Consider the following 21,650-nt stretch of genomic DNA (forward strand, 5'->3'; position numbering starts at 1 on the left):
TTTTGTGTCAGGAGAAGAGGAAGACGGTGAGTTACGACAACGCTTGTAAATATTTAGCTGAACAGTATCCAGCCGATTTTGTGCGTTGGTTACTTGGGGTAGACGTGCAAGAAATTGAAGTCTTAAAAACGGAACTCACGCTTGAACCAATTCGCGCGGATTCTGTGACATTTTTGCAAGCGGCTAACCAAATTTTGCACATTGAATTTCAAACTTTGGCAAAATCTAATCCGGCGCTTAATTTCCGAATGCTCGATTATTCTGTGAGACTGAAGCGCCAATACCGTTGTCCTGTAGTGCAAGTGCTAATCTTTTTGCAGGAAACTACTAACGAAATGGCTTTTACCGAAGAATATCGGGATAATACGACGATTCACCAATATCAGGTTGTTCGTCTTTGGGAGCAAGATTCAACACTATTTTTAGCTAATCCGGCGCTGTTACCTTTAGCAAGTTTGACGCGAACTGACTTGCCACAAACTTTGTTGGCACAAGTGGCTGAACAAGTCGCTACAATTCCAGATAGGGAGAAGCGACGCAGGTTGTGTAGAAATTCTAGCAGGTTTGCGGTTTGAAAAGGATTTGGTTCGGCAATTTTTACGGGAGGATATTATGAAAGAGTCTGTAATTTATCAAGATATCGTTCAAAAGGAAGCGTTTAAATTGATTAGTCGTCAGCTTAGACGGCGCTTTGGTGATATTGATGAATCATTAATTGAGCAGGTTCGGAATTTATCTGCTGAACAGTTAGAGAATTTGGGAGATGAACTGCTTGATTTTTCCGAAGTTGCTGATTTGGTAGCTTGGTTAGAACAGCAAGAGAGGGACTAAAATAAAATTTTTGCTGTAGGATTTTATAAAAAAGTCTGTAATAATACAGGGTGTTAAAAAACTCGTAGAAACGCTAAAGAATCAAATAAAGGAACACCCCTCTGTTTTACAAAATCATCCATCTGAAATTTTTTGGCTAGGTGGAATAGAAGATATGAACGTTCTCGTTCAAAATAGTATGTGGTTGAACTGCCCTATTGCAAAACTAGACCAGATGGAACCAGTAAAGAAGCTTCAGATTCGGGGACAATGGTCACCAAACCAATTAGCTCAAATCATTAGATTAAAAAATAATTTTTTGTCGATAGATGACAATGTAATTAAACACTGTATTTGAAAAAATAAATGTAAATCTATTTTGATATAGAGTAGTAATGTAAGTTGGATAAAAAAGCGATATAGCGATATAAAACATACTCGCAGGATGTTAGGTTATTTTATATCGCTTTTTTGTAAAAAGATACGAAACATTTATTTATTTGCATAACTTCTATCAAAAATTTGTGATAAAAATTAAATTTAGTTCGGCCATTTTTGCATAAGGATATTATGAAAGAGTCTGTAACTTATCAAGATATCGTTCAAAAAGAAGCGTTTAAATTGATTAGTCGTCAGCTTAAACGGCGCTTTGGTGATATTGATGTATCATTAGTTGAGCAGATTCGTAATTTATCTGCTGAACAGTTAGAAAATTTGGGAGAAGCGTTGTTGGATTTTTCGGAAGTTACTGATTTAGTAGCTTGGTTAGGGCAGCAGTAATAAGCTTAATAAAATTGCAAAAGCTGCTATTTTATGGAGCGGTTGTTTTTATTTTAATAGCACCCTAAGTATAAAGAGAAGTTAATCTAGAGGCAACTGTTTATAAAAGTAAAAATCTCTGGTTCTATGTCATTATTAACAGATGCTTTAGACAGAATTCTAAATTGGTTGCAGCAAAACAAACCTTCTTACGCTTATTCTCTGCAACCAGGATTGGCTTATGAAGAAATTGAAGAAAAAGTTAAAAACTTACCTTTTCGCTTGCCAAAAGAAGTTTATGAACTTTACCAATGGCGGAATGGCATGATTGATGACAATAGCGAGTTTTTCTCTTATTATCGATTTATTCCATTAGAAGAAGCATTACAGTTAGAGAAAGAAATATCAAAAAATTTTGGTTTATCATTACCATTTGGGTGGTTTTCTATCTTTGATTTTGAAAATGAAGGTTTTGCTATTATAGGTGCTGAAGAAAATACAAAATAATTAAGCAGTTACTTTCAAGGTAAAGCTTTTCGTAGGATGACATCTAGCTATAAAATGGAAGGTTTTTATAGTTATATACGTGATGAAAATTGGTTGAATGACCACGAGGTAAATGAAAAATTTGAAGTTGAGTATCAATATAAGTGTGTTATGACTAAAATAGAGCGCCGATACATCAATGGAGTTCTTAAACAAGAAATTATACATCCTGATAAACCACGTGATCGCACACTTCTAATCTTCACATTTTTAATTGTTCCTCTCATTCGCGTTGTTAGCTTCTTGCTAGTTATATTCTCTTTACCTAAGAACCATAAGCAAAGTTAAGCTAGAGACAACTGTTTATAAAAGTAAAAATCTCTGGATCTATGTCACAGTTAACAGATGCTTTAGACATAATTCTAAATTGGTTACAGCAAAATAAACCTTCTTATGCTTATTCTCTGCAACCAGGATTGGCTTATGAAGAAATTGAAGAAAAAGTTAAAAACTTGCCCTTTCGCTTGCCAAAAGAAGTTTATGAACTCTACCAATGGCGGAATGGTATGTGTATACTTAAAGGAGAAAAAATAGCGCAGTTTTTTCATGGATACACTTTTCTTTCCCTAGAAGATGCAATTGATGAATACAACCAGCTAATAGGGTTGTGGGATGATCCTGAACTTGATTATGAGTGGGATAAAGATTTATATGAAGAATTAGCTGAAATGGTTGATATGACAAATGGATTGATTATTCCAGAATTAAATAAAGAAGAAAATGAATTACAAGTAGAAATTGTTAATGCTGATATTTGGAAATCAGACTGGTTCCCTATTTTTTATCATGACCCTCAGTTATATATAATTGTTGCTTGTAAACATGAATATTTTGCATTTATTTCAGAAATATATCTACAATCAATTGAAGATGGAGAACCAAAAATAATTTTTGATAGCCTCACAAATATGATGTTAAATATATCAGAAAGCTATGATAAAAGAGTATAAAAAATATTGTTAATTTTAGGATTATGCATTATGATAAAGCACGCGATCGCACCATCCCTTTTCCATAAGACTCTCAACATATACAAGAGAACAAAGGGAAAAAAGACTCATCCCCCTTGTTCACAAAATTTCCAGAAGACTATTTTCAAAGGTAGTAGTTTATGAGGACATTAAGGGAAAACTCTGCTCCTTTTGCTGGTTAGATATTCTACTAATCTTTGGACATATTCATGATTGCTGAGTTTTTGCACTCAACGTCCTCAATAAGTTACTTCACTTCACTGGGTTCAAACTTAGTCACCTTACCTTTCTTAATAGCAACAATCACATCGTAATGTGAACAGTAAGCGAATGTGACATCATTGGCTTTGTTATAAAGGTTAACTACATGACCTGCACCACCCACTTGGATACCGATTGGCTCCAAGTCACCAAAAAAGAAACGACGTAGTTGATCGCCACTACCAATCTGACCCTTACTCTTAGTCAGCAAGTCTAGTTTCTGCGTTACAGATAATTCTTCGGCTGCTGATGCCTGCACTAATGAAGGATTGATTGCTTTTAAGGGTACATCCCAAACTGTGAAAAAACCAACCAACGCTATACTTGTAAGAAAGGGTGCGAGTTTCATTTGTTACTTCTCTTCTCTGTTTTATCCTGAACATCCTCAGCATCTCAGGTGGCAGTGAGAGCTTATTGAAACTAAGCCATTATTTTCATGAATTTATCCCTTGAGAAAATTTAGTTAATTCTCAGCATTTTCTCAGATAATCATAGTCATTCCAAGTCACAGCATAATTTAAGTGTTTTCTCAACGAAACCTCATTTAAAACTGTATGAGGGCAACTTAAGATAATGAGCAATGCTTTTATTGCAGTAATGTTATTGTGACTAGACCCAAAAAACCACATCGCCTAATCCATAGAATTTCAGGACAAACATATCTCTGGCTAGCAATGCTAATTTTTGGAGCATCTGGCGCAGTTACTCGGAAGTTAACAGAAATTGGTGCCCAACATCTTATCGGCAATGCGTACAGCGGCAAGCTACGCAATCCGATTTCTTTATGTAATGTTTTATTTGTGGGAAATCTTTGCGCCTTGATACTTCTGATCCTTATCTATGGGCGGCAGTGGAACAAAGCTACTTTGAAACAATTCTCAAGGAAAGATTGGGTAAGTCTAACGATAGTGGCTATTTTATCAGGAGCGTTAGCCCCTGGCTTAATTTTCCAGGCATTGGCACTTACAGGAGTAAACAATGTTATTTTGGTAGGACGCTTGGAACCGCCTCTAACTCTGGCTTTATCAGTTTGGTTATTGAGAGAACGGGTAAATATTTGGGAATTTATCGGTGCGATCGCAGCCTTTATCGGCGTTATCCTAACTATTATCCTTCAGCCTCCGACAGAAACCATGATGAACATGGGAGGTTTCGGTTTAGGCATAGGGGAACTTTTGGCAGCAGCAGGATCTATTGCTGTAGCTGCTTCCACAATTATTAGCAAGAAACACCTTTCGCAGATTCCTTTGGGAATCTATAGTATTTTTCGGACTGCATTAGGAACCGTAATCTTTTTCTTCATTGCTTTATTCCTCTATGGCAGGGATCATTTTGCTGATGTCCTCTCACCGTTCTTGTGGCAATGGATGTTTCTCTATGGCGGGTTGATTGTGGTATTAGGTCAGTCTTTTTGGATTAAAGGCTTGAAAACTTCCACTGTATCTACGGCTTCCTTGGTTAGCTCATTTGGGCCAATTGTGGGCATCCTAGCAGCCTATTTAATTTTGGGTGAAGCCCCTAACTTCGCTCAATATATTGGCGGCAGCTTGATTTTAGTAGGTATATTCTTGAGCCAAGTTGGCACTTGGCGTCAGACTTCTAGCAAAGTGAATTCTACTCCAGCACAGCAACAGGTAGAAGCTGGTATGGGATTCAAGGGGATTTGAAGGAGGCGGAAGAATTTTAGATTTTGGATTGAATATCTAAAAATGCAAATCCAAAATTGAATTTGTAGAGACGGCGATTTATCGCGTCTAACCGTCAAGTTCATTTTATTGGGCTGCTAGATCCCCGTATCCTTCAAGAAGTTGGGGATCTGGGAATCTTGGTACGCGCAGCATCTTGTAAAGAGCGTCATTTTGAATTCCGCCTTGCGGTACTAGTATGTCAAAATAAAAATACCCGATACATCAAGGTGAGCGATCGCTCCCAAAGCTAGATTAAAGGATTGACCTGAGCAATGGCAGACCCAACCAATCACAATCAAGCGGGAGAAGTAGCTCCCAACACTGCTGACAAGCAAGTTCCTACTACAGACTCACCCGAAGCCACAGATATTCCTACTGCCAACGCGCCAGATCCTAAAGCCGCAAACCCCGAAGATAATCCTAATGCTGCTAAACCACCCAAGCGAGAAAAACCCGCCGCCGCAGTAGGCGAAAAACCCGCAGCTGACGCAACGGAAGAAAAACCAGCCGCCGCTAAAGCCGCCAAAAAAGAAAAAGCCCCATCTGTTGAAGATAAGCCATTTGTACAGTTCATTGAGCAAGACTACTTGCCAGCTTTACAAAAAGCGATCGCTCAAAAAGGTGTGCAAGATTTACAGGTGTCTTTTGCCAAGCAGAAAGTGCCTATCACTGGCTTTGAATCCGCCGAAGAATGCTGGCAAATTATCGGCAGTTGGTCGGAAATTGGTAAGCGTCAGTTTAATCTGTATTTCCCTGAAGAAGATATTCAAGGGAAAAAAGGATTTTCCTGTAATGAAGGCAAAAAACCTAGCACTCTTGAGTCATTCTTAATCGATGAGCGCAGAATTACCCTCGATTTGTTGGTATTTGGCTTAGTTCAGCGCTTAGATGGTCAAAAGTGGTTAGGTAGAAATTAGTCATTGGTCATTAGTCAATACTTTTCGGTTAAGGGGGAAAGGGGAAAGGGAAAGGGTTTAAATTTACCTTTACCCCAAACCCAGTAAGCTTTTCCTAGACCAAAAGAGAGATTATTGGGTTTATCCGAAAAGTATTGGGTCATTAGTCATTAGTTTTTAACAAAGGACAAATGATTAAGGACAAATGACTAATAATAATTAAAGTTCCTAGAAATGGTAAGTAACGGCTCCAACATTGGGGTCGTTATCAATAACTAAATTTTGCATTAAATTATGAGTGTTTATTTAAGTCTTTAAGAACTTCATCTACTGTTTGATAACGTCGAATGGGAATACTTTCTAGCATCTTGTTAAGAATGCGACTCAACTTATGACTAACAGGAGTTTTTAAGTATTGCTGCCAAACCCAAGTATCGTTATTAATATCATAAGAATCGAAGGGCGATCGCCCAGTTAATAAATTAATGCAAGTAGCACCCAAACTGTAAATATCGCTGGCAAAAACAGCCCTACCTCTCATTTGTTCAGGTGCAACATATTCAGGACTACCAATACTTGTACCAGTTCTATTTAAGGCGGTGTTAGTGGCAGATTTAGCAGCGCCAAAATCTACTAATACTAATTTGCGTTGGGTTTCGCTTTTAGGTAAAATAATATTTTCTGGCTTGATATCGCGGTGAATTACTTTTCTGGCATGACAAAATTGTAATACTGGTAATAAATCATTTAGTAATTGCCAAATTTGCATTTCACTAAAAGTGCCTCTATCTGCTAACTCTTGAGCTAAATTTTGCCCGTCGATAAATTCTTGTACAAGATACTGCTCGTCTTCTTGGGTAAAATATGCCAGTAGTTCAGGAATTTGGGGATGTTTGCCTAATAAATCTAACTGCACCGCTTCTTGATTAAATAATTCTATGGCTTTTGCAAGAGTGCCAGTACCTTGAGCTTGAGGATAAAATTGTTTAATTACACATAATGGTTTTGAAGGTTTATCCTCATCTACAGCTAAGAAGGTTTTACCAAAACCACCTTGCCCTATTTGTTTAATCGCACGATAACGTTCTTTGAGGAGTAAGTTATCACCCTTGCTTTTTGCCGTTTCAACTAGTTCAATCATGAGTTTGTTGCTTGTTGGCTCATGGACTTGAGAGGCGACCACTGCTTGATTTAACGGTACACCCAAGGGAGATACACCTACTTTTAATCTCAACTTCTGCTCGTATTTGTCAACCATCTCAGGGATGATAAACAAATCCAAAAGCTGTCCTATACCAAACACACCACCAGTCAACAGCCAGAACAAACCACTTACGATCTTGCCATTGTAAAAACGGTGCAGTCCTCCTAATCCTAAAAAGACGGCTGCACACAAGATGTAAGAAACAAGAAGTCGGCTTTTACGCTGATTGTTTTCAAGATTCATCTTGTTTTCAACCCTTTGGATTTGCTCTTGTTGTCTAAGATGGTTTTCCCATACTTTTTATACTAAATATGGATAGCTAGACTTACATCTTGATCAGTTCCTTTCTGACAAGTTTTGTAGGTGGTTACTATTTAACCTACTAGTCTATAGTCGCTGAAAAGAGTGTAAAATATTACTTAATTTTTAATTTTTTAAGTAATTATGCTAGTGAAAGATTGTTAATAAGTTAACGATCGCTAACGTATTAATCGCTCAAACCCCATAAATTTATTGTAGTAATAACCACGGTAAATTACTGGATTTATAGTTTTTTAGATACAAAAATTGCGTGTTGCTTTACGGAATCGAAACAATGGCGATCGCTAAAACTACCTTTGCTTAACTACCAATCTGCGATTATTGATCCCTCAAACATTGAATTATTGTTGCAACTCTTAATGTTTTGCTTATAAGTTTCTAACCCGCACCTTGGTAGACTGAACTTTATACAATTGGATTATTATGGGCTGTTACGGTTTGCCAGAGCAATTACCCTTGGCTTTCTGGTAAGGCAGTCCGGTCTTCTCCCAAAGGGAGAGGCTAGCGCCAAAAGGGTTTCCCCCATGAGGAACTACCGTTAACGTAGCGGTAGAGACGCAGGAGCGTCACCCGAAAGGTCTACTTAAGATAATAAAGACGAAAGAGCAATCAAGACATGGTAGATTCCCTCAAAAAACCAGGCTTTGAAGAAATCCGGCCAGGGATTAAAGTCCCGGCAAAAGAAACCCTGTTAACACCTCGGTTTTATACTACCGATTTTGATGAAATGGCACGGATGGATATCTCCGTCAACGAAGACGAGTTACAAGCCATTCTCGAAGAGTTCCGCACTGACTACAACCGCCACCACTTTGTTCGCGATGCCGAGTTTGAACAATCCTGGGATCATATTGACGGGGAAACTCGCAAGTTGTTCGTTGAATTTCTAGAACGTTCTTGTACGGCAGAGTTTTCCGGCTTTTTGCTGTATAAAGAACTTGGTCGTCGCTTAAAAGGCAAAAGCCCCGTTTTGGCAGAATGTTTTAACCTGATGTCACGGGATGAAGCACGTCACGCTGGCTTTTTGAACAAAGCTTTGTCGGACTTTAATCTATCCCTAGATTTAGGGTTTTTGACTAAGAGCCGCAGTTATACTTTCTTCAAACCGAAATTCATCTTCTACGCCACTTATCTTTCTGAGAAAATTGGTTATTGGCGCTACATCACCATTTATCGCCATTTAGAAACACATCCCGAAGACCGGGTTTATCCAATCTTCCGGTTCTTTGAAAACTGGTGTCAAGATGAAAACCGTCACGGTGATTTCTTTGATGCGATCATGAAATCTCAGCCGCAAATGTTGAATGATTGGAAAGCACGGCTGTGGAGTCGGTTCTTCCTGTTGTCGGTGTTTGCGACCATGTATCTCAATGACATCCAACGAAAGGACTTTTATGCCACCCTTGGGCTGGATGCACGAGAATACGATATCCATGTAATTCAGAAGACCAACGAGAATGCAGGTAGGGTATTCCCGCTGATGCTGGATGTAGAGAATCCAGAGTTTTATGAGCGCTTGGACGTTTGTATCAGTAATAATGAAAAACTGGGTGCGATCGCTAATTCCAACACTCCCAAATTCCTGCAATTCTTCCAAAAACTACCGCTTTACATTTCCAATGGCTGGCAGTTATTGCGGCTATATCTAATGAAACCAATTGATACTGCTTCTTATCAAGGAGCAGTTCGTTAACTTGTTATAAGTTAACGAAAGCTTTAGTGGTTCTGCTGATTGCAGAACCACTTTTTTGTTTAATAAACAGCCTCTTAGGGTGTTTAAAAAGTCTAATTTAATACCAGGCGATTAGAAACCGCGTCTACACAGACAAAACCCACCTCCGTGGGTTTCAAACCCTCAATTTTTTCTTAGTCCGCGCAGGCGGACTTTGTTTGTATAGCCGCGAATTCCATTCGCCGAGGCTTTTATTTGTTGCCTTGAAACTGCTTAATAATATTACTAATTAAAGGCAACTGTTCCAGTACCATTTTTGTTAAATCTACAAAAGATTTTTCAGAAAGACGGTCATCTTGCCGAAGTTGCAAAACTCCAATTAAAACAATAAATATTGCTGTACCAATAATTGCTAAAGCTAGATAATGAAATGGTAGCGAACCACCAAAGAATGCAATTAAACAAAATACAACTACAAATACAAATAAATAGAACATTCCATTGCGAAAAGCAAACGGAAGTTTAACATCTTCTGACTTTGGCTTTTCTTCTTGCGGAGATTGATTAGACATAATATTATTCCCTTTTTTAATTTGAACTTCTTTAGCGTTTATATAATAATTATCTCCGCTTACTCTGATTTCTTCTTGCTGAATAAATTGGTGTTTGTCCATTACATCATCAATTAAGCCCAAGACATTCACCATTTTGTAGGGTTTTTTGCGACATTGAATCTCGTCTTGCTTATCGGCGATAAACTGTCGCAATTCCTCAAATAAATAAAAGTGTGGCTCTTGGTTATCTTTGCAAGTCACACAATTACAGGGAATTAACTTGTTGTACTTTAGTCGCTTGTATGAGTCATGAATTTTATCGAGTTCATGTGTAACTATGGTCATCAAATCTCTTTTATGACGACCTGAAACTCGAATCTTAATCTCCCGCTTACCGTAATATTCAATCACCTCTGCCTTTGTCTGGTCTTTGCTGAGAACAACGCCGCTTTTCCAGACACATTGTTGTTCATTCATTAACTCATGCATGGCAACGATGAACTGGGTGATGATGCCCTTGGGCATGAACTCGTAGGTGTAACGCAGAATCAGGTTGTTGGTTTCATCCCAGTTATATGAGGATTGGTTAGCAGATAGCAGTTGTGGGGCAATATACTTTCCTTGGCTTCTAGGAATTTCGTAGCACAGCTTGAAGTTGATCATCAAGCGCAAGAGTTCATCATGCATCGTGGCGTATTCGTCTTCACACCAGATGTTTGCCAAGTCAGACCGGCTGAAATTGCCCAGGTTGAGAATCACCTTTTCATTATCCAGCACTTTGTAGACTGCATCAGTTCCCCACTTGGGTTTGAGGATGACAGTCTTGTTCAAAAGTGGATCTTCCTGGAAGTGCAAGCATACTCCCAAATCGTGCAGATAGCTGCTCAACTGCAACTTGTCATTTCTTTGGGTGAACCCATTTCTTTGGCAGATGTTCAGGTATTCATCTAAACCGATGTAATTGCGTTTGTCACTCTCCAAAGCTTCGCGGACTTTAACCCAGGTTTTTGGGAGGGGACTGCCAATATGGGGCAGGTTTTTAACGTAATGCTTGATTTGTTGTAAAACTTGTTCTAAACCCCTGTTGGTAGCAAGGTTTGTTGGTAAAGTCTCCTTCAAATTAGTAAACTGCCCCCGTAATTCACGTTCATTGATTTCTCGGTGGCGGTTTTGTTTATCATTTTTGATGATTAGCAACGGACTGTTATCGCTCAACAGTTCTACTACATTCAACCAGTAATAAAAATCCGTGTCTTCCTTGCGGGTATCTGCTACTAAAACGTAGAGAGAACGCTTAGTAAGGAAAAACTGGTGAGTAGCATGGTAAATCTCTTGTCCACCAAAATCCCAGATGTTGACTCGAAACTCTCGCCCATTGTCCATTGGGAAACCCCACTGGATAACCTCAATTCCCTGCGTAGAGTCTTCCTCTCGAAGTTGATAATTTTGGTCTTCAATTTTCTTTGCCAGTGTTGTCTTCCCTGCTCCTCCTTCGCCAACAATTAGTAACTTTGCCTCGTATAGATAATCTGTGCCTTCTACTTGCAGTTGTCGAAAATAATCCCTAATTGCCTCAATACCTTGTTCAACAATTTCTGGCGGCGGCTTTTCAATAGGATTGTCGCTTAAATCCAGGGAAGTGAGTTGTTGCAGATTGGCGATCGCTTCTGGCAGTGTCGTTAATTGGTTGCCGCTTAAATCCAGGGAAGTGAGTTGTTGCAGGCGGGTGATCGCTTCTGGCAACTCCGTTAATTGGTTCTCGCTTAACTTCAGGAAAGTGAGTTTTTGCAGACTAGCAATCGCTTCTGGCAACTCCGTTAATTGGTTCTCGCTTAACTTCAGGAAAGTGAGTTTTTGCAGACTAGCAATCGCTTCTGGCAACTCCGTTAATTGGTTGCGGTTTAAATACAGGGTGGTGAGTTGTTGGAGACTGGCGATCGCTTCTGGCAACTCCGTTAATTGGTTCTCGCTTAAATGCAGGGTGGTGAGTTGTTGGAGACTGGCGATCGCTTCTGGCAACTCCGTTAATTGGTTGCGGTTTAAATACAGGGTGGTGAGTTGTTGGAAACTGGCGATCGCTTCTGGCAACTCCGTTAATTGGTTGCGGCTTAAATCCAGGGTGGTGAGTTGTTGGAGACTGGCGATCGCTTCTGGCAGTGTCGTTAATTGGTTGCCGCTTAAATCCAGGAAAGTGAGTTGTGGCAGGCGGGCGATCGTTTCTGGCAGTGTCCTTAATCCGTTGCCGCTTAAATTCAAAACCTCCAACCATTCCAGTTCAAACACCTCAGCAGGAACCTCTGTTAATTTTTCCTTGTTATGAGTACCCAGATGATTGCTTAAATCTAATTCTTTAAGCCGTTTCTTTTTCGCTTCTCGGATTTTTTCAAGGAAACGTTGAGGCGTGTTTGCCATACTGAGGTTCACCTGTTAACGAAAGTTATATGTAATGCCCCTGATTTGCTGGACAATATCGCAACCACTAATATTTTGCACTAATCCCAACAACCGCCACAGGTTAGAAACCTATGGCTGATAGCGAAAGTCCTCTTAAGAGGACTAAATTTTTTCCAGACTTAGGTTTTAGTCCACTTGAGTGACTTTGGCTATTGGTTCCTAGAACTTCGAGTTTCAGGCGATCGCAGTTACTAATTAAGAATGCTGCAAGATATCAAAGCAATCTACTATCCTGTGTAAGACTACGCGATCGCTAAGAATTTTTACTGAATCTAAAAATAATTTATCATTACCAATAGCTTTAATTGACTTCTAAACGAGTCTTCGATACTCGTGAATGAGTCTTTGATACTCGCGGATGAGTCTTTGATACTCGCGGATGAGTCTTTGATACTCGCGGACGAGTCTTTGATATTCGTGGATGAGTCTTTGATACTCGTGGACGAGTCTTTGATACTCGCGGACGAGCCTTTGATACTCGTGAATGAGTCTTTGACACTCGCGGACGAGTCTTTGATACTCGCGGACGAGCCTTTGATACTCGTGAATGAGTCTTTGATACTCGCGGACGAGTCTTTGATGGTTCTTTTACTTGTTTAGCCGTTTTTTACGCGACTTCTCCAGCCCGAAAAATCTGTTCAGCAGTTAAATTCAACTCTGGGAACGCTGGCGACTGAATGCGATCGCTTCCCCGAAATTGCCTAACTTGATACTCACCTTCAATTAATTGGTAAATCGAGATAGTTGGTTGTTTAGGATTGCCAATAAACCGCCTACCACCTAAACCTAAATAGTCTACAATCCAGTATTCAGGTATTCCGACCTCTTCGTATTTACCTGCTTTGGTAAAATAGTCGTCGCGCCAGTTGGTAGTGACCACTTCTATTACTAAAGGAATTGATGCGGCTTGGCTTACAGTAGATTCTTTTTTCCACAGAGATTCATTTACTAAATTAGAGTTATTCAACAACAGTACATCTGGTGAGTAAGCTGCTTCGCTCTGAATCGGTTTAATGAATGCTGTTTTCGGGATGAAATAAGGTAGTTTTAAACGTTTGTATTCTGTAACTATTTCCCCAACTAAAAATCCAACAATTTGTTCATGTTCACCTGTGGGAGGAGCCATTTCAACAATTACTCCGTCATGCAGTTCATAGCGTCGTTGTGAGTTTTCTGGATACCAAACAATAAATTCATCAAATGTTACTAGTTTGCGTAAGGTTTGAGTCATACTTTCCTCTTGCTTTAAAGTCAGATAAAATTTAAACCTTAGCCACCTAAATTACACTACTTCTCCAGCCCGAAAAATCTGTTCAGCAGTTAAATTTAAATCTGGGAATGCTAGCGACTGAATGCGCTCATTTCCCCTAAATTGCCTAACTTGATACTCACCTTCAATTAATTGGTAAATCGAGATAGTTGGTTGTTTCGGATTGCCAATAAACCGCCTACCACCTAAACCTAGATAGTCTACAATCCAATATTCAGGAATACCCAAAGACTCGTAATCTTCTAGCTTCAAAGCATAATCATCGCTCCAGTTAGTTGAAACAACTTCTACAACCAACTTGACGGAACTACCCCGCGTGATGATAGATTCTTTTTTCCAACGAGGTTCATCCATAACAGCTTGTCTATCAAGAACGATAACATCTGGTTCATAACCTGAATCAGTGTTAACTGATTTGATGACGCATTCTTTAGGGATAAACCAAGGGATGGACAAACGGGTGATTTCAATAAACAAAGAACCATTGATAAACCCGGCTATCTCTGAGTGCTTCCCTCTTGGCTTAGGCATTTCAACAATTACCCCATCATGTAGTTCATAATGCCTGTCTGAAGATTCGGGATACCAGGCGATAAATTCATCAAATGTTACTTGTTTGGTTAAGGCTTGAGTCATACTTTGCCCTCTTTATGTCAAATTTGACCCCTCTCCAAACCTCTCCCCGAAACGGAGAGAGGCTTAATCAGCGAACTTAGGTTAAACTTTCGCCGCCGCAGCATTTGGTAAACTCACTTTCAATCGCTTAAACATCGCTTCTCTTGCTTGTGCAGCGAGGCTATCGTCAAAAGGTTTTAAGGTAATTTCCTGCTGATACTTTAGCCGCAGCGCTGTTTGAATTAACCAATCGGCGACAAAAGGATTTTTCGGTAATAAAGGGCCGTGAGAATAAGTAGCGATCGCATTCTGATAAAATGCTCCTTCTGTCCCATCTTCACCATTATTTCCCAAACCGTATACCACTCGTCCCAAAGCTTCCACTTTTCCAAGTTTGGTGCGTCCGCCGTGATTTTCAAAGCCTACTAAATAAGGTGTGCTACCCGTCATCTCTTTTAAATCTCGCGCTAGACGTGAGGCTGTCACTTCAATTACCAAGTTGCCAATACAGCGCTTAGTATTTTCACCAGGATGCACAGAAACTAAATCGAGTATTCCCAAACCATCAATTCGTTGTCCCAAGCCTGGTTCATAATAATGTCCCAGTAATTGGGGTGAACCACAGGTAAATACTCCTGGTGTGCCATTTTCGATTTTTTCGCGCATCGCGTCAGCTTTTGCACCCTGCAAATCACGCATGACAATTTCTTGCTGACGATCTTGTGCGCCACCACCAACGATTACATCTACAGTTTTAATATCTGCGGCTGTGGAATTTTGATCTAGGGGTAACACTTTCACATCGTATCCCCGCCACTGGGCGCGACGCTCTATAGTAATTACATTACCGCGATCGCCATAAGTACTCATCAGCGTCGGATAAAGCCAACCAATTGTTAATTCTAAATTTTGAGAAGTCATAAATTTAGGGAATGGGACGATTACAAATGACAAATGACCAATAACAAATGACAAATTTAAAGAATTTTCCGACCAGTCAGAACTTCTCGCACTTCTAGCATGGCTGAGTAGGTTGGCAGAATATGCAAAGTTTCATTCTCTGGTGTATGCTCTAATGCAGTAGCGATCGCTTGTCGCAAATCTTCTTCGACTATTAAATTTAAGTTGCTCTCAAGGGACTTTTGGCTATAACGTAGACGTAGTGCCATATCGTAGACGCGATCGCCACTCACTACTAAAGTCCCGCCGCGTTCGACTAATTTCTCGGTATCCACGTCCCAAATCCAGGATACATCAGTGCCATCGGGCGTGCGATCGTTCAATACCAGCAGTGTGGTTTTATCTGTGCTTTGAGTAACTACGCGAATAGTTTCATTCGTTCCCACAGGGTTTTTTGATAACAATATCCGCACTCGTTTACCATTAATTACTAAATCTTCCGCACGGCCAAAAGCAGCTTGGAAATTGTTAATAGTATCTCTAATTGTTACTTCATCAACTCCTAACTCAATAGCCGCAGTTGCAGCCGCCAAAGTATTATATTTGTTGTACAAACCAACTAGAATTTGTGACCATTCATTACTTTCGAGAGTAGGTTTACTTTTTGTAAAACCACACTTAGGACAAGTGAAATCTCCCAAATGAGACAAATAAACACCTTTGTAATCTAGAGAATGTCCGCATTTGGGGCAATAGATAGAATCAACAGCGTGAGGAATTGCTTCTAGATAATGTTCTGGTTCATTCAAGCCAAAGAATAACACCCGTTGGGGTAACTGCTGACCGAGGTTAGATAAAGTTGGGTCATCAGCATTAGGAATTACCACCGTTTCTGCTGGTAGTGTAGAAATAACTTTTGTCCAACGCTTACTGATTGTATCTACTTCCCCGTACCTATCGAGTTGGTCGCGGAACAAATTTAAACAGAGAATGATTCGCGGTTGGAGTGGCGCTAGTACTCTTGGTACAATATTTTCGTCAACTTCCAAAATGGCGTAATCAGTATTTAGCGTACCTAGTAAATTGGTGCTTTCTAACAGCGCCGTCATCAAGCCATTTTCCAGATTTGCACCTGTAGAATTATGAGTTACACGAAAACCCTTGCGTTCTAGTATTGTGCATAAAAGCAGCGCTGTAGTAGTTTTACCGTTAGTACCAGCAATTAAAATCACCCCGTTTTTAACTTGCTGACTCAATAATTGTAAAAGGCGGGGTTCAATGCGACGAGCAATCGAGCCTGGTAATACACTAGCAGCACCGAGACGGAGCGATCGCACAATAAACGTCACACTCTTTGCCACTGACACCGCGAAACCCAATCGCAGCCTATCTATGAATTGTATTTTGTTTCCCACATCTGTACCCTAGTCTTCTGGCAGTTGCTAATTAAAAGTGCAAATTTAATCTTGTGAGTTTAGCGAATCCTAGCTGAAAAAGCCAGCCATACCAATTTTGAATTTTAGATTGTTGTACTACTTCGCCTTTGTTTTGACTTCCGCATAGCAGTACCAACCACTTGCGAGAGATAATCTCAGTAGGCGTTATCTTAAAAAATAGTGCGTGGGCGTAATTACATATCCAACCCAGTTTGCCGAATTCAGTACAAACTCACGACAAGTAGTAGCTTGCAAGGTTCCTTTTGATGAATAGCACAAAGTTTCTTTTTTTACATAAACAAATTACTGGCTGGCGAAGGTGGTTGTCCAAAGGCCTGTTGTTGCTTGCAAGTCTTTTCATTATAAGTATGCAGCCTGCATCTGCTGGTCTTAATAATGATTTATATGACGGCAACATCTTTGTCGTTTATGCTGGCAATGGCTCCTTGGTTCCTCCCAGACAAACACTCGCACAGACTTTAGCGGAACATAAACCCGTATTTTTGGCTTTTTATCTGGATGATAGTAGCGATTCCAAAAGATATGCCATTTCCATTTCACGGGTACAGGAATTCTATGGTCGGGTAGCAGAGATTATGCCGATTAATGTAGATACTATCCCCCTTAAAGAGACCTACGATCCTACAGAGGTGGGATATTACTATTCTGGGGCTGTTCCTCAAGTCCTGGTGTTAAATAAATCAGGTGAGGTCGTTTTGAATAAAAAGGGTCAAGTCCCTTTTGAAGAGATAGACGATCAATTTCGCAAAATCTTTGATTTATTACCACGCACTGAAACAGCACAGCTAAAACGGCGAGCCTTTAATGAGTTTAGCAGTGAGTTAGCTAAATAACTTATGGGGTAGACCAAATTGGTCTGCCCTAATTTTTAGTGATATCTGTTACTACATTGCCGCCGATGTCAAAGCATAATGATTAGAAAGTTAATTTTATAGTCTATAAGTCCGTAACAACTGACTAATGACTAATGACCAATGACCAATGACTAAATAGAGTGTATTCTGATGTCAAAGGTTTACACCACCCAGGAACTAATTCAAATTTTGGCAGCCGAACGCCAAGCTTGCCTCAAAGGAAAACGCTTAAAGTTAGAAATAAAAGTCTCTGGCAATCCTGTAATTGACCAGTTTATCAGCACTGATGGGTTGCAACAGTTCACTGCCTATCAAGATTTCAAAACTGCAATTCACGAGTATCAGAAAGAAAATCGAGTTTCTGGTATTATTTGGCGAGAAGTGACAGTTAAAGGAAAAAGCTTGCATTATCCCGAAATAGATACTGAGTTAATTGCCCTCAATGGTGACTTAGAGATATTAAAAGCCGCTAAAAACTCCATTGTAGAATTTTGGTATGAAGTCACTATCGGGATGGACTTATACTTGAGTTTCAATAATAGTAAGCAACACCAACAAATTGTCACATCTGATGTAGAGAGAATTGTTCAAAGAACAGAGTGGGCAAGTTTGTGCAAGTGGGAAAATTCTAGCTTTTTGGAAATGATTTTGCAGCTAGGATGGGGTAAACCAGAAGAAGCTTATTATAAACGAGGAAGACCGCGATCGGGTAGTGAATATATTCATGCAGTCAATCCCGGAAATCGCCCTATTGGTTGACTTCAGAAGGCAGAAGAAACTTACATTTAAAAATAAACCTGGTACTGTAACAATGGCTGGTAAGCCAAACGTAGATGTGTCAATTGGTACGGTGATTTAGCACCTGAATTTTAAGCACCTCACAAAATCGCATTGCTCCCAATCCTGATTTTCTCGTTGAGTAGTGACTCGATGATAATCAGAGTGTCAATGAACTTCGTTCTGGATATAATCCTTGTATAATAAGACTTTCAAGCTTATCCCGGCTTTCGGCTCGCCTGCTACTCAAGTCCCGTTTCTAATATTTTGGTACTTATATAAATAGATAATTACTGATCCTTTCTTTTAAATTTTAGGTTATTAATTTAATTAAAGAAAGAGTCAAAACACATTCGGTTTTAGGAGATGTTTTCACAAGAGAGGACACGCTCAATCTGATATTGAAACAACGTAAAATCAAGGATTTCCAAGCATCTGCCTAACATAATTTTATAGCGTGTTCCATTTTGCCGTTATCTCGGCAGATATCCTCTATGGGATGATTTTTTCTGTCCAGTTCCCTTAGCCTTTCTCTTCAACAACCCATCACTGATGCAGCCCACCTACTTAGCCTGCTGCGTATGTCACCATATATTCAACAAGTAAATTTACCTTCAGCAACTTGTGATGACCGATTACTATGGGATACATGGATGTCCATCTTCCATTTTCCTACGCTTACTGTTGCAGATGAACTAGGGCTATTTCCTCTACTAGAAAAGTCTCCGGCAACGGCCGCTGAAGTAGCGAAAAGCCTTTGTTTAGGAAACCGTTCTACTGAAGCACTCTTGGGAGTCCTGACATCAATTGGTTATCTGGTTCAGCATTCAGGAACGTTTTACATCACTGATGTGTCGAGAAATTTCCTCCTTCCCAATAGCCCTTACTACTGGGGTGGAATATTACATTTAATGCGAACTAATCCACTATCTCATTCATCTCTGCTAGAGGCATTACAAAAAGATAAGTCTACCATCTACAAAGATCGAGATATTTGGGAAGCTCACGAGATAGACCCAGAACAAGCCAAAGCCTTTACCAGACACATGCACAGCCAGACAATCTCTCCCGCCTTATGTGCTGCTAAAACAGGAGACTTTGCAGATGTCAAACGTCTTCTTGATGTGGGTGGTGGCTCTGGTGCTTTTAGTTTTGCCTTGGCTCAACATTATCCAGAAATACGTTGCACTGTCTTAGAACTGCCAGTAGTTTGTAGGATAGCAGAAGAATACATTTCTTCGGCTAGACTCCAAGAACAAATAGATACTTTAGAAGCAGATTTCTTTAAAGACCCCTTTCCTAAAGGTTACGATGCAATTTTATTTAGTAATATCTTTCATGACTGGGGGCGAGAAAGATGTCTCCAGTTGGCACGTAGTAGCTTTGAAGCATTGCCAAAAGGAGGTCATATCTACCTTCATGAAATATTGCTGTCAGATAGTAAAGATAGTCCTCTAGTTGCAACTTCATTTTCGATGTGCATGGTTTGGATGGCTGAGGGCAAGCAATTCACAGGTGATGAGCTTCATCAACTGCTGACAGAATGTGGATTTGAAGATATATTAGTCACCCCAACTTCCGGTTACTATTCTCTCGTCAGTGGTAGAAAACCATAGATAAAGGCGATATCAATTTTCAAACAACCGCTGTTTTACTCCGAAGAGCTTTTAGGCATAGAGACTGCTCTACCATATTGACTGCTTGGACTACCTTGTGCGGCTAGTAGTCTGTCAAATTCATTTTGACGGTTAGAGAGACGCGATAAATCGCCGTCACTACAGGTATTTATCCATCAATTATTTATTGACAGACTACTAGGAGCAAGACCTTAGAAATCAGCCGGCAAAGTAAGCGCTCGTTCATAGATTTACCGCGATCGCTACATCAATCTGATTGCCTTGAGAGACACCCCAAAAACCTTGCGAGTCTTTTGGTGCGAACTAACACTCACCCGTCCGATGGCAAAGTATTTTACTCGCCATTCACTGACAGCAGAGACAGTGAACTCACGATTCGCCCATTGTTTCTGGAGTTAGGAAAAAGCTGATTAGGCTTTTACTTCTCCATCTAAATGCTGCATAAGCAAACAAAATCTACATCAGAAAAAATATCGGGCTTTATATGTTTTCAGATCAGACAAAAGACATCTTAAGCAATAAAGTGTGGCTCGTAACTGGAGCTAGTGGGTATGTAGGTTCAGAGTTATGTAAAAAAATCAAAGCAGATTATCCTCATATTTATTTGATAGCAACGGATGTAAAAGCTCCTAATCATCATTGGTATGATGAGTTGATTACTAGCTCTTTAGATATTCCTGATAACGAGGTGGTTCAGAAAATTTTAACAAGCCAGATTGATCTGGTAATCCATCTGGCAGGTGTTGCAGTTGAAGGATGGTGTTTTGAGAACCCTCTTCAAACTTGTGAATACAATATACGTGCAGTCTATATTCTATTAGAAGCCATACGAAAAAGTACTTACTCATGTTCTATGATTTTAAGTACAACAGATAAGGTCTATGGAAGGGATGCAACCCAAATCAAACCCTATCTTGAAGATGAACCTTTGATGGCAAAAAATATCTATGAAACCTCTAAAATCTGTGCGGATTTGATATCGCAATCATATTATCTGACTTATCAAATCCCATTAGCGATCGTGCGTTTTGCTAATATTTATGGGGGTCTTGACCGAAATAGTTCACGTCTGGTACCACGTACTATACAAAGATTACAAAATGGTCTTACTCCTGAATTACGTTTGACAAAGAGCGGTCATGAATATACGCGAGATTTTATTCATATCTCAGATGTTGTTGAAGGTATTATTGTGGTAGCTAAAGCCTTATTAGAGCCGAAGCCAAATATTATTGGTGAAATCTTTAATATTAGCAGTGGTAAAGAATATAGGGTAAGAGATATCCTAGAGAGTATCATTAATATCTTCAAACCAGGTGAGAAATATATCGAGGTTGAAGAAGGAGTAAACTATTTAGAGATTGTCAATCAGTGCGCTAGTAATAACAAGATGAAACAGCTATTAGGATGGGAACCAAAAATCTCCTTAATAGATGGGTTGCGAATGATTAGAAATGAGTACGGGGATCAACTTAAGGCGGGACACAATTAGACAGCCCGCCTCAGAATGAATTCTGAGTCTAATAGCGAAAATCGTCTAAAGACGGCTGAGAAAAGGTTAGGAACTTCCAAGTAAAAAAATATCCAATTAACTCCAATACCTTTCGGTTAAGGGGAAAAGGGGAAGGTGGGGCCCCCTCTGGGGATAAGGGGCGGGGGAAAAGGGAAAAGAAAAACCTTTAACCTTTATCCCAAACCCAATTTCAAGTTAAAAATGCTTAACCGAACAGTATTGCAATTAACTCTTGTGGGGTGGGCATCTTGCCATAGGTGTCAAGTTAAGCTCAAACTTCCTATGTCAATAAGCATTTATGCTGATAAATTCGGTTTGAAAGGAACAAAAAACGAACTTTTTCAGGGACTATTAATGCTTTGTTTATTAGCATCACTCCCAGCTTGCGTATAAAAGTCAGAGAAAGTTCACCTTTATACTTCATTCCTAACAAAACCCATCGTTGACAAATGGGTTTTAACCTTAAGTTGACACTAATGGCATCTTGTCCG

17 protein-coding genes and 3 pseudogenes are annotated in these 21,650 nt (G+C 39.7%); 11 read left to right on the forward strand and 9 right to left on the reverse strand.

The window, feature by feature from the left end:
- The first annotated feature begins 26 nt into the window (after positions 1 to 26).
- The 4 genes and pseudogenes from FD723_RS30185 to FD723_RS30200 all read left to right on the forward strand — a co-directional run bounded on the left by FD723_RS30185 (position 27) and on the right by FD723_RS30200 (position 3,065).
- Positions 27 to 831, forward strand: a pseudogene (locus FD723_RS30185) (Rpn family recombination-promoting nuclease/putative transposase).
- A 549-nt stretch (positions 832 to 1,380) separates the two neighbouring features.
- On the forward strand, positions 1,381 to 1,590 hold the full coding sequence (locus FD723_RS30190) for a DUF4351 domain-containing protein (RefSeq protein WP_179068629.1): 210 nt from the start codon (positions 1,381 to 1,383) through the stop codon (positions 1,588 to 1,590).
- 126 nt (positions 1,591 to 1,716) lie between these two features.
- Positions 1,717 to 2,076: an SMI1/KNR4 family protein gene (locus tag FD723_RS30195; RefSeq protein ID WP_179068630.1), complete on the forward strand. Its 360-nt coding sequence runs from the start codon at positions 1,717 to 1,719 to the stop codon at positions 2,074 to 2,076.
- Positions 2,077 to 2,444: 368 nt separating this feature from the next.
- Positions 2,445 to 3,065, forward strand: coding sequence for an SMI1/KNR4 family protein (locus FD723_RS30200; protein ID WP_179068631.1), 621 nt, complete (start codon positions 2,445 to 2,447; stop codon positions 3,063 to 3,065).
- Positions 3,066 to 3,333: 268 nt separating this feature from the next.
- Here the strand turns inward: FD723_RS30200 and FD723_RS30205 are convergent, their stop codons facing one another.
- A complete protein-coding gene (locus FD723_RS30205) occupies positions 3,334 to 3,696 on the reverse strand; it encodes a hypothetical protein (protein ID WP_179068632.1) in 363 nt (120 codons plus the stop codon).
- Positions 3,697 to 3,952: 256 nt separating this feature from the next.
- Between FD723_RS30205 and FD723_RS30210 the strand changes: the two genes are divergently transcribed.
- Positions 3,953 to 5,014 (forward strand): DMT family transporter, encoded by a 1,062-nt coding sequence (locus tag FD723_RS30210; protein WP_179068633.1) that lies wholly within the window; start codon positions 3,953 to 3,955, stop codon positions 5,012 to 5,014.
- Between the two features lie 293 nt (positions 5,015 to 5,307).
- Positions 5,308 to 5,952: a DUF2996 domain-containing protein gene (locus tag FD723_RS30215; protein WP_179068634.1), complete on the forward strand. Its 645-nt coding sequence runs from the start codon at positions 5,308 to 5,310 to the stop codon at positions 5,950 to 5,952.
- Positions 5,953 to 5,966: 14 nt separating this feature from the next.
- On the opposite strand, the gene FD723_RS43200 is transcribed toward FD723_RS30215, so the two are convergent.
- The 3 genes and pseudogenes from FD723_RS43200 to FD723_RS43205 all read right to left on the reverse strand — a co-directional run.
- Positions 5,967 to 6,095, reverse strand: coding sequence for a hypothetical protein (locus tag FD723_RS43200; RefSeq protein ID WP_256874971.1), 129 nt, complete (start codon positions 6,093 to 6,095; stop codon positions 5,967 to 5,969).
- Between the two features lie 131 nt (positions 6,096 to 6,226).
- Positions 6,227 to 7,039 (reverse strand): annotated as a pseudogene (locus FD723_RS30220) (protein kinase); the annotation flags it as partial.
- A 222-nt stretch (positions 7,040 to 7,261) separates the two neighbouring features.
- Positions 7,262 to 7,378: pseudogene (locus tag FD723_RS43205) on the reverse strand (hypothetical protein); the annotation flags it as partial.
- A gap of 694 nt (positions 7,379 to 8,072) precedes the next feature.
- Here FD723_RS43205 and acsF point away from each other — a divergent pair.
- Entirely contained in the window at positions 8,073 to 9,149 is a 1,077-nt protein-coding gene (acsF, locus tag FD723_RS30225) for a magnesium-protoporphyrin IX monomethyl ester (oxidative) cyclase (protein ID WP_179068636.1), read from the forward strand.
- 230 nt (positions 9,150 to 9,379) lie between these two features.
- On the opposite strand, the gene FD723_RS30230 is transcribed toward acsF, so the two are convergent.
- The 5 genes from FD723_RS30230 to FD723_RS30250 form a co-directional block, all read right to left on the reverse strand.
- Positions 9,380 to 12,094, reverse strand: coding sequence for a leucine-rich repeat protein (locus tag FD723_RS30230; protein ID WP_179068637.1), 2,715 nt, complete (start codon positions 12,092 to 12,094; stop codon positions 9,380 to 9,382).
- A gap of 649 nt (positions 12,095 to 12,743) precedes the next feature.
- The gene (locus FD723_RS30235; protein WP_179068638.1) at positions 12,744 to 13,367 is read right to left on the reverse strand and encodes a Uma2 family endonuclease; all 624 of its coding nucleotides are present in this window, start codon (positions 13,365 to 13,367) and stop codon (positions 12,744 to 12,746) included.
- 51 nt (positions 13,368 to 13,418) lie between these two features.
- Positions 13,419 to 14,042, reverse strand: coding sequence for a Uma2 family endonuclease (locus FD723_RS30240; protein ID WP_179068639.1), 624 nt, complete (start codon positions 14,040 to 14,042; stop codon positions 13,419 to 13,421).
- A gap of 81 nt (positions 14,043 to 14,123) precedes the next feature.
- Complete coding sequence (locus tag FD723_RS30245; protein WP_179068640.1) at positions 14,124 to 14,942, reverse strand: type 1 glutamine amidotransferase; 819 nt, start codon at positions 14,940 to 14,942, stop codon at positions 14,124 to 14,126.
- A gap of 56 nt (positions 14,943 to 14,998) precedes the next feature.
- Positions 14,999 to 16,336: a Mur ligase family protein gene (locus FD723_RS30250; protein WP_179068641.1), complete on the reverse strand. Its 1,338-nt coding sequence runs from the start codon at positions 16,334 to 16,336 to the stop codon at positions 14,999 to 15,001.
- Positions 16,337 to 16,623: 287 nt separating this feature from the next.
- Here FD723_RS30250 and FD723_RS30255 point away from each other — a divergent pair, with 287 nt between their 5' ends.
- The 4 genes from FD723_RS30255 to FD723_RS30270 all read left to right on the forward strand — a co-directional run bounded on the left by FD723_RS30255 (position 16,624) and on the right by FD723_RS30270 (position 21,138).
- Positions 16,624 to 17,211: a thylakoid membrane photosystem I accumulation factor gene (locus FD723_RS30255; protein ID WP_179068642.1), complete on the forward strand. Its 588-nt coding sequence runs from the start codon at positions 16,624 to 16,626 to the stop codon at positions 17,209 to 17,211.
- 171 nt (positions 17,212 to 17,382) lie between these two features.
- Complete coding sequence (locus FD723_RS30260) at positions 17,383 to 17,991, forward strand: hypothetical protein (RefSeq protein WP_179068643.1); 609 nt, start codon at positions 17,383 to 17,385, stop codon at positions 17,989 to 17,991.
- A 599-nt stretch (positions 17,992 to 18,590) separates the two neighbouring features.
- Positions 18,591 to 19,625, forward strand: coding sequence for a methyltransferase (locus FD723_RS30265; RefSeq protein ID WP_179068644.1), 1,035 nt, complete (start codon positions 18,591 to 18,593; stop codon positions 19,623 to 19,625).
- A 505-nt stretch (positions 19,626 to 20,130) separates the two neighbouring features.
- Positions 20,131 to 21,138, forward strand: coding sequence for an NAD(P)-dependent oxidoreductase (locus FD723_RS30270; protein ID WP_179068645.1), 1,008 nt, complete (start codon positions 20,131 to 20,133; stop codon positions 21,136 to 21,138).
- Positions 21,139 to 21,650 lie beyond the last annotated feature (512 nt).

This window comes from Nostoc sp. C052, assembly GCF_013393905.1.
Taxonomy (GTDB): domain Bacteria; phylum Cyanobacteriota; class Cyanobacteriia; order Cyanobacteriales; family Nostocaceae; genus Nostoc.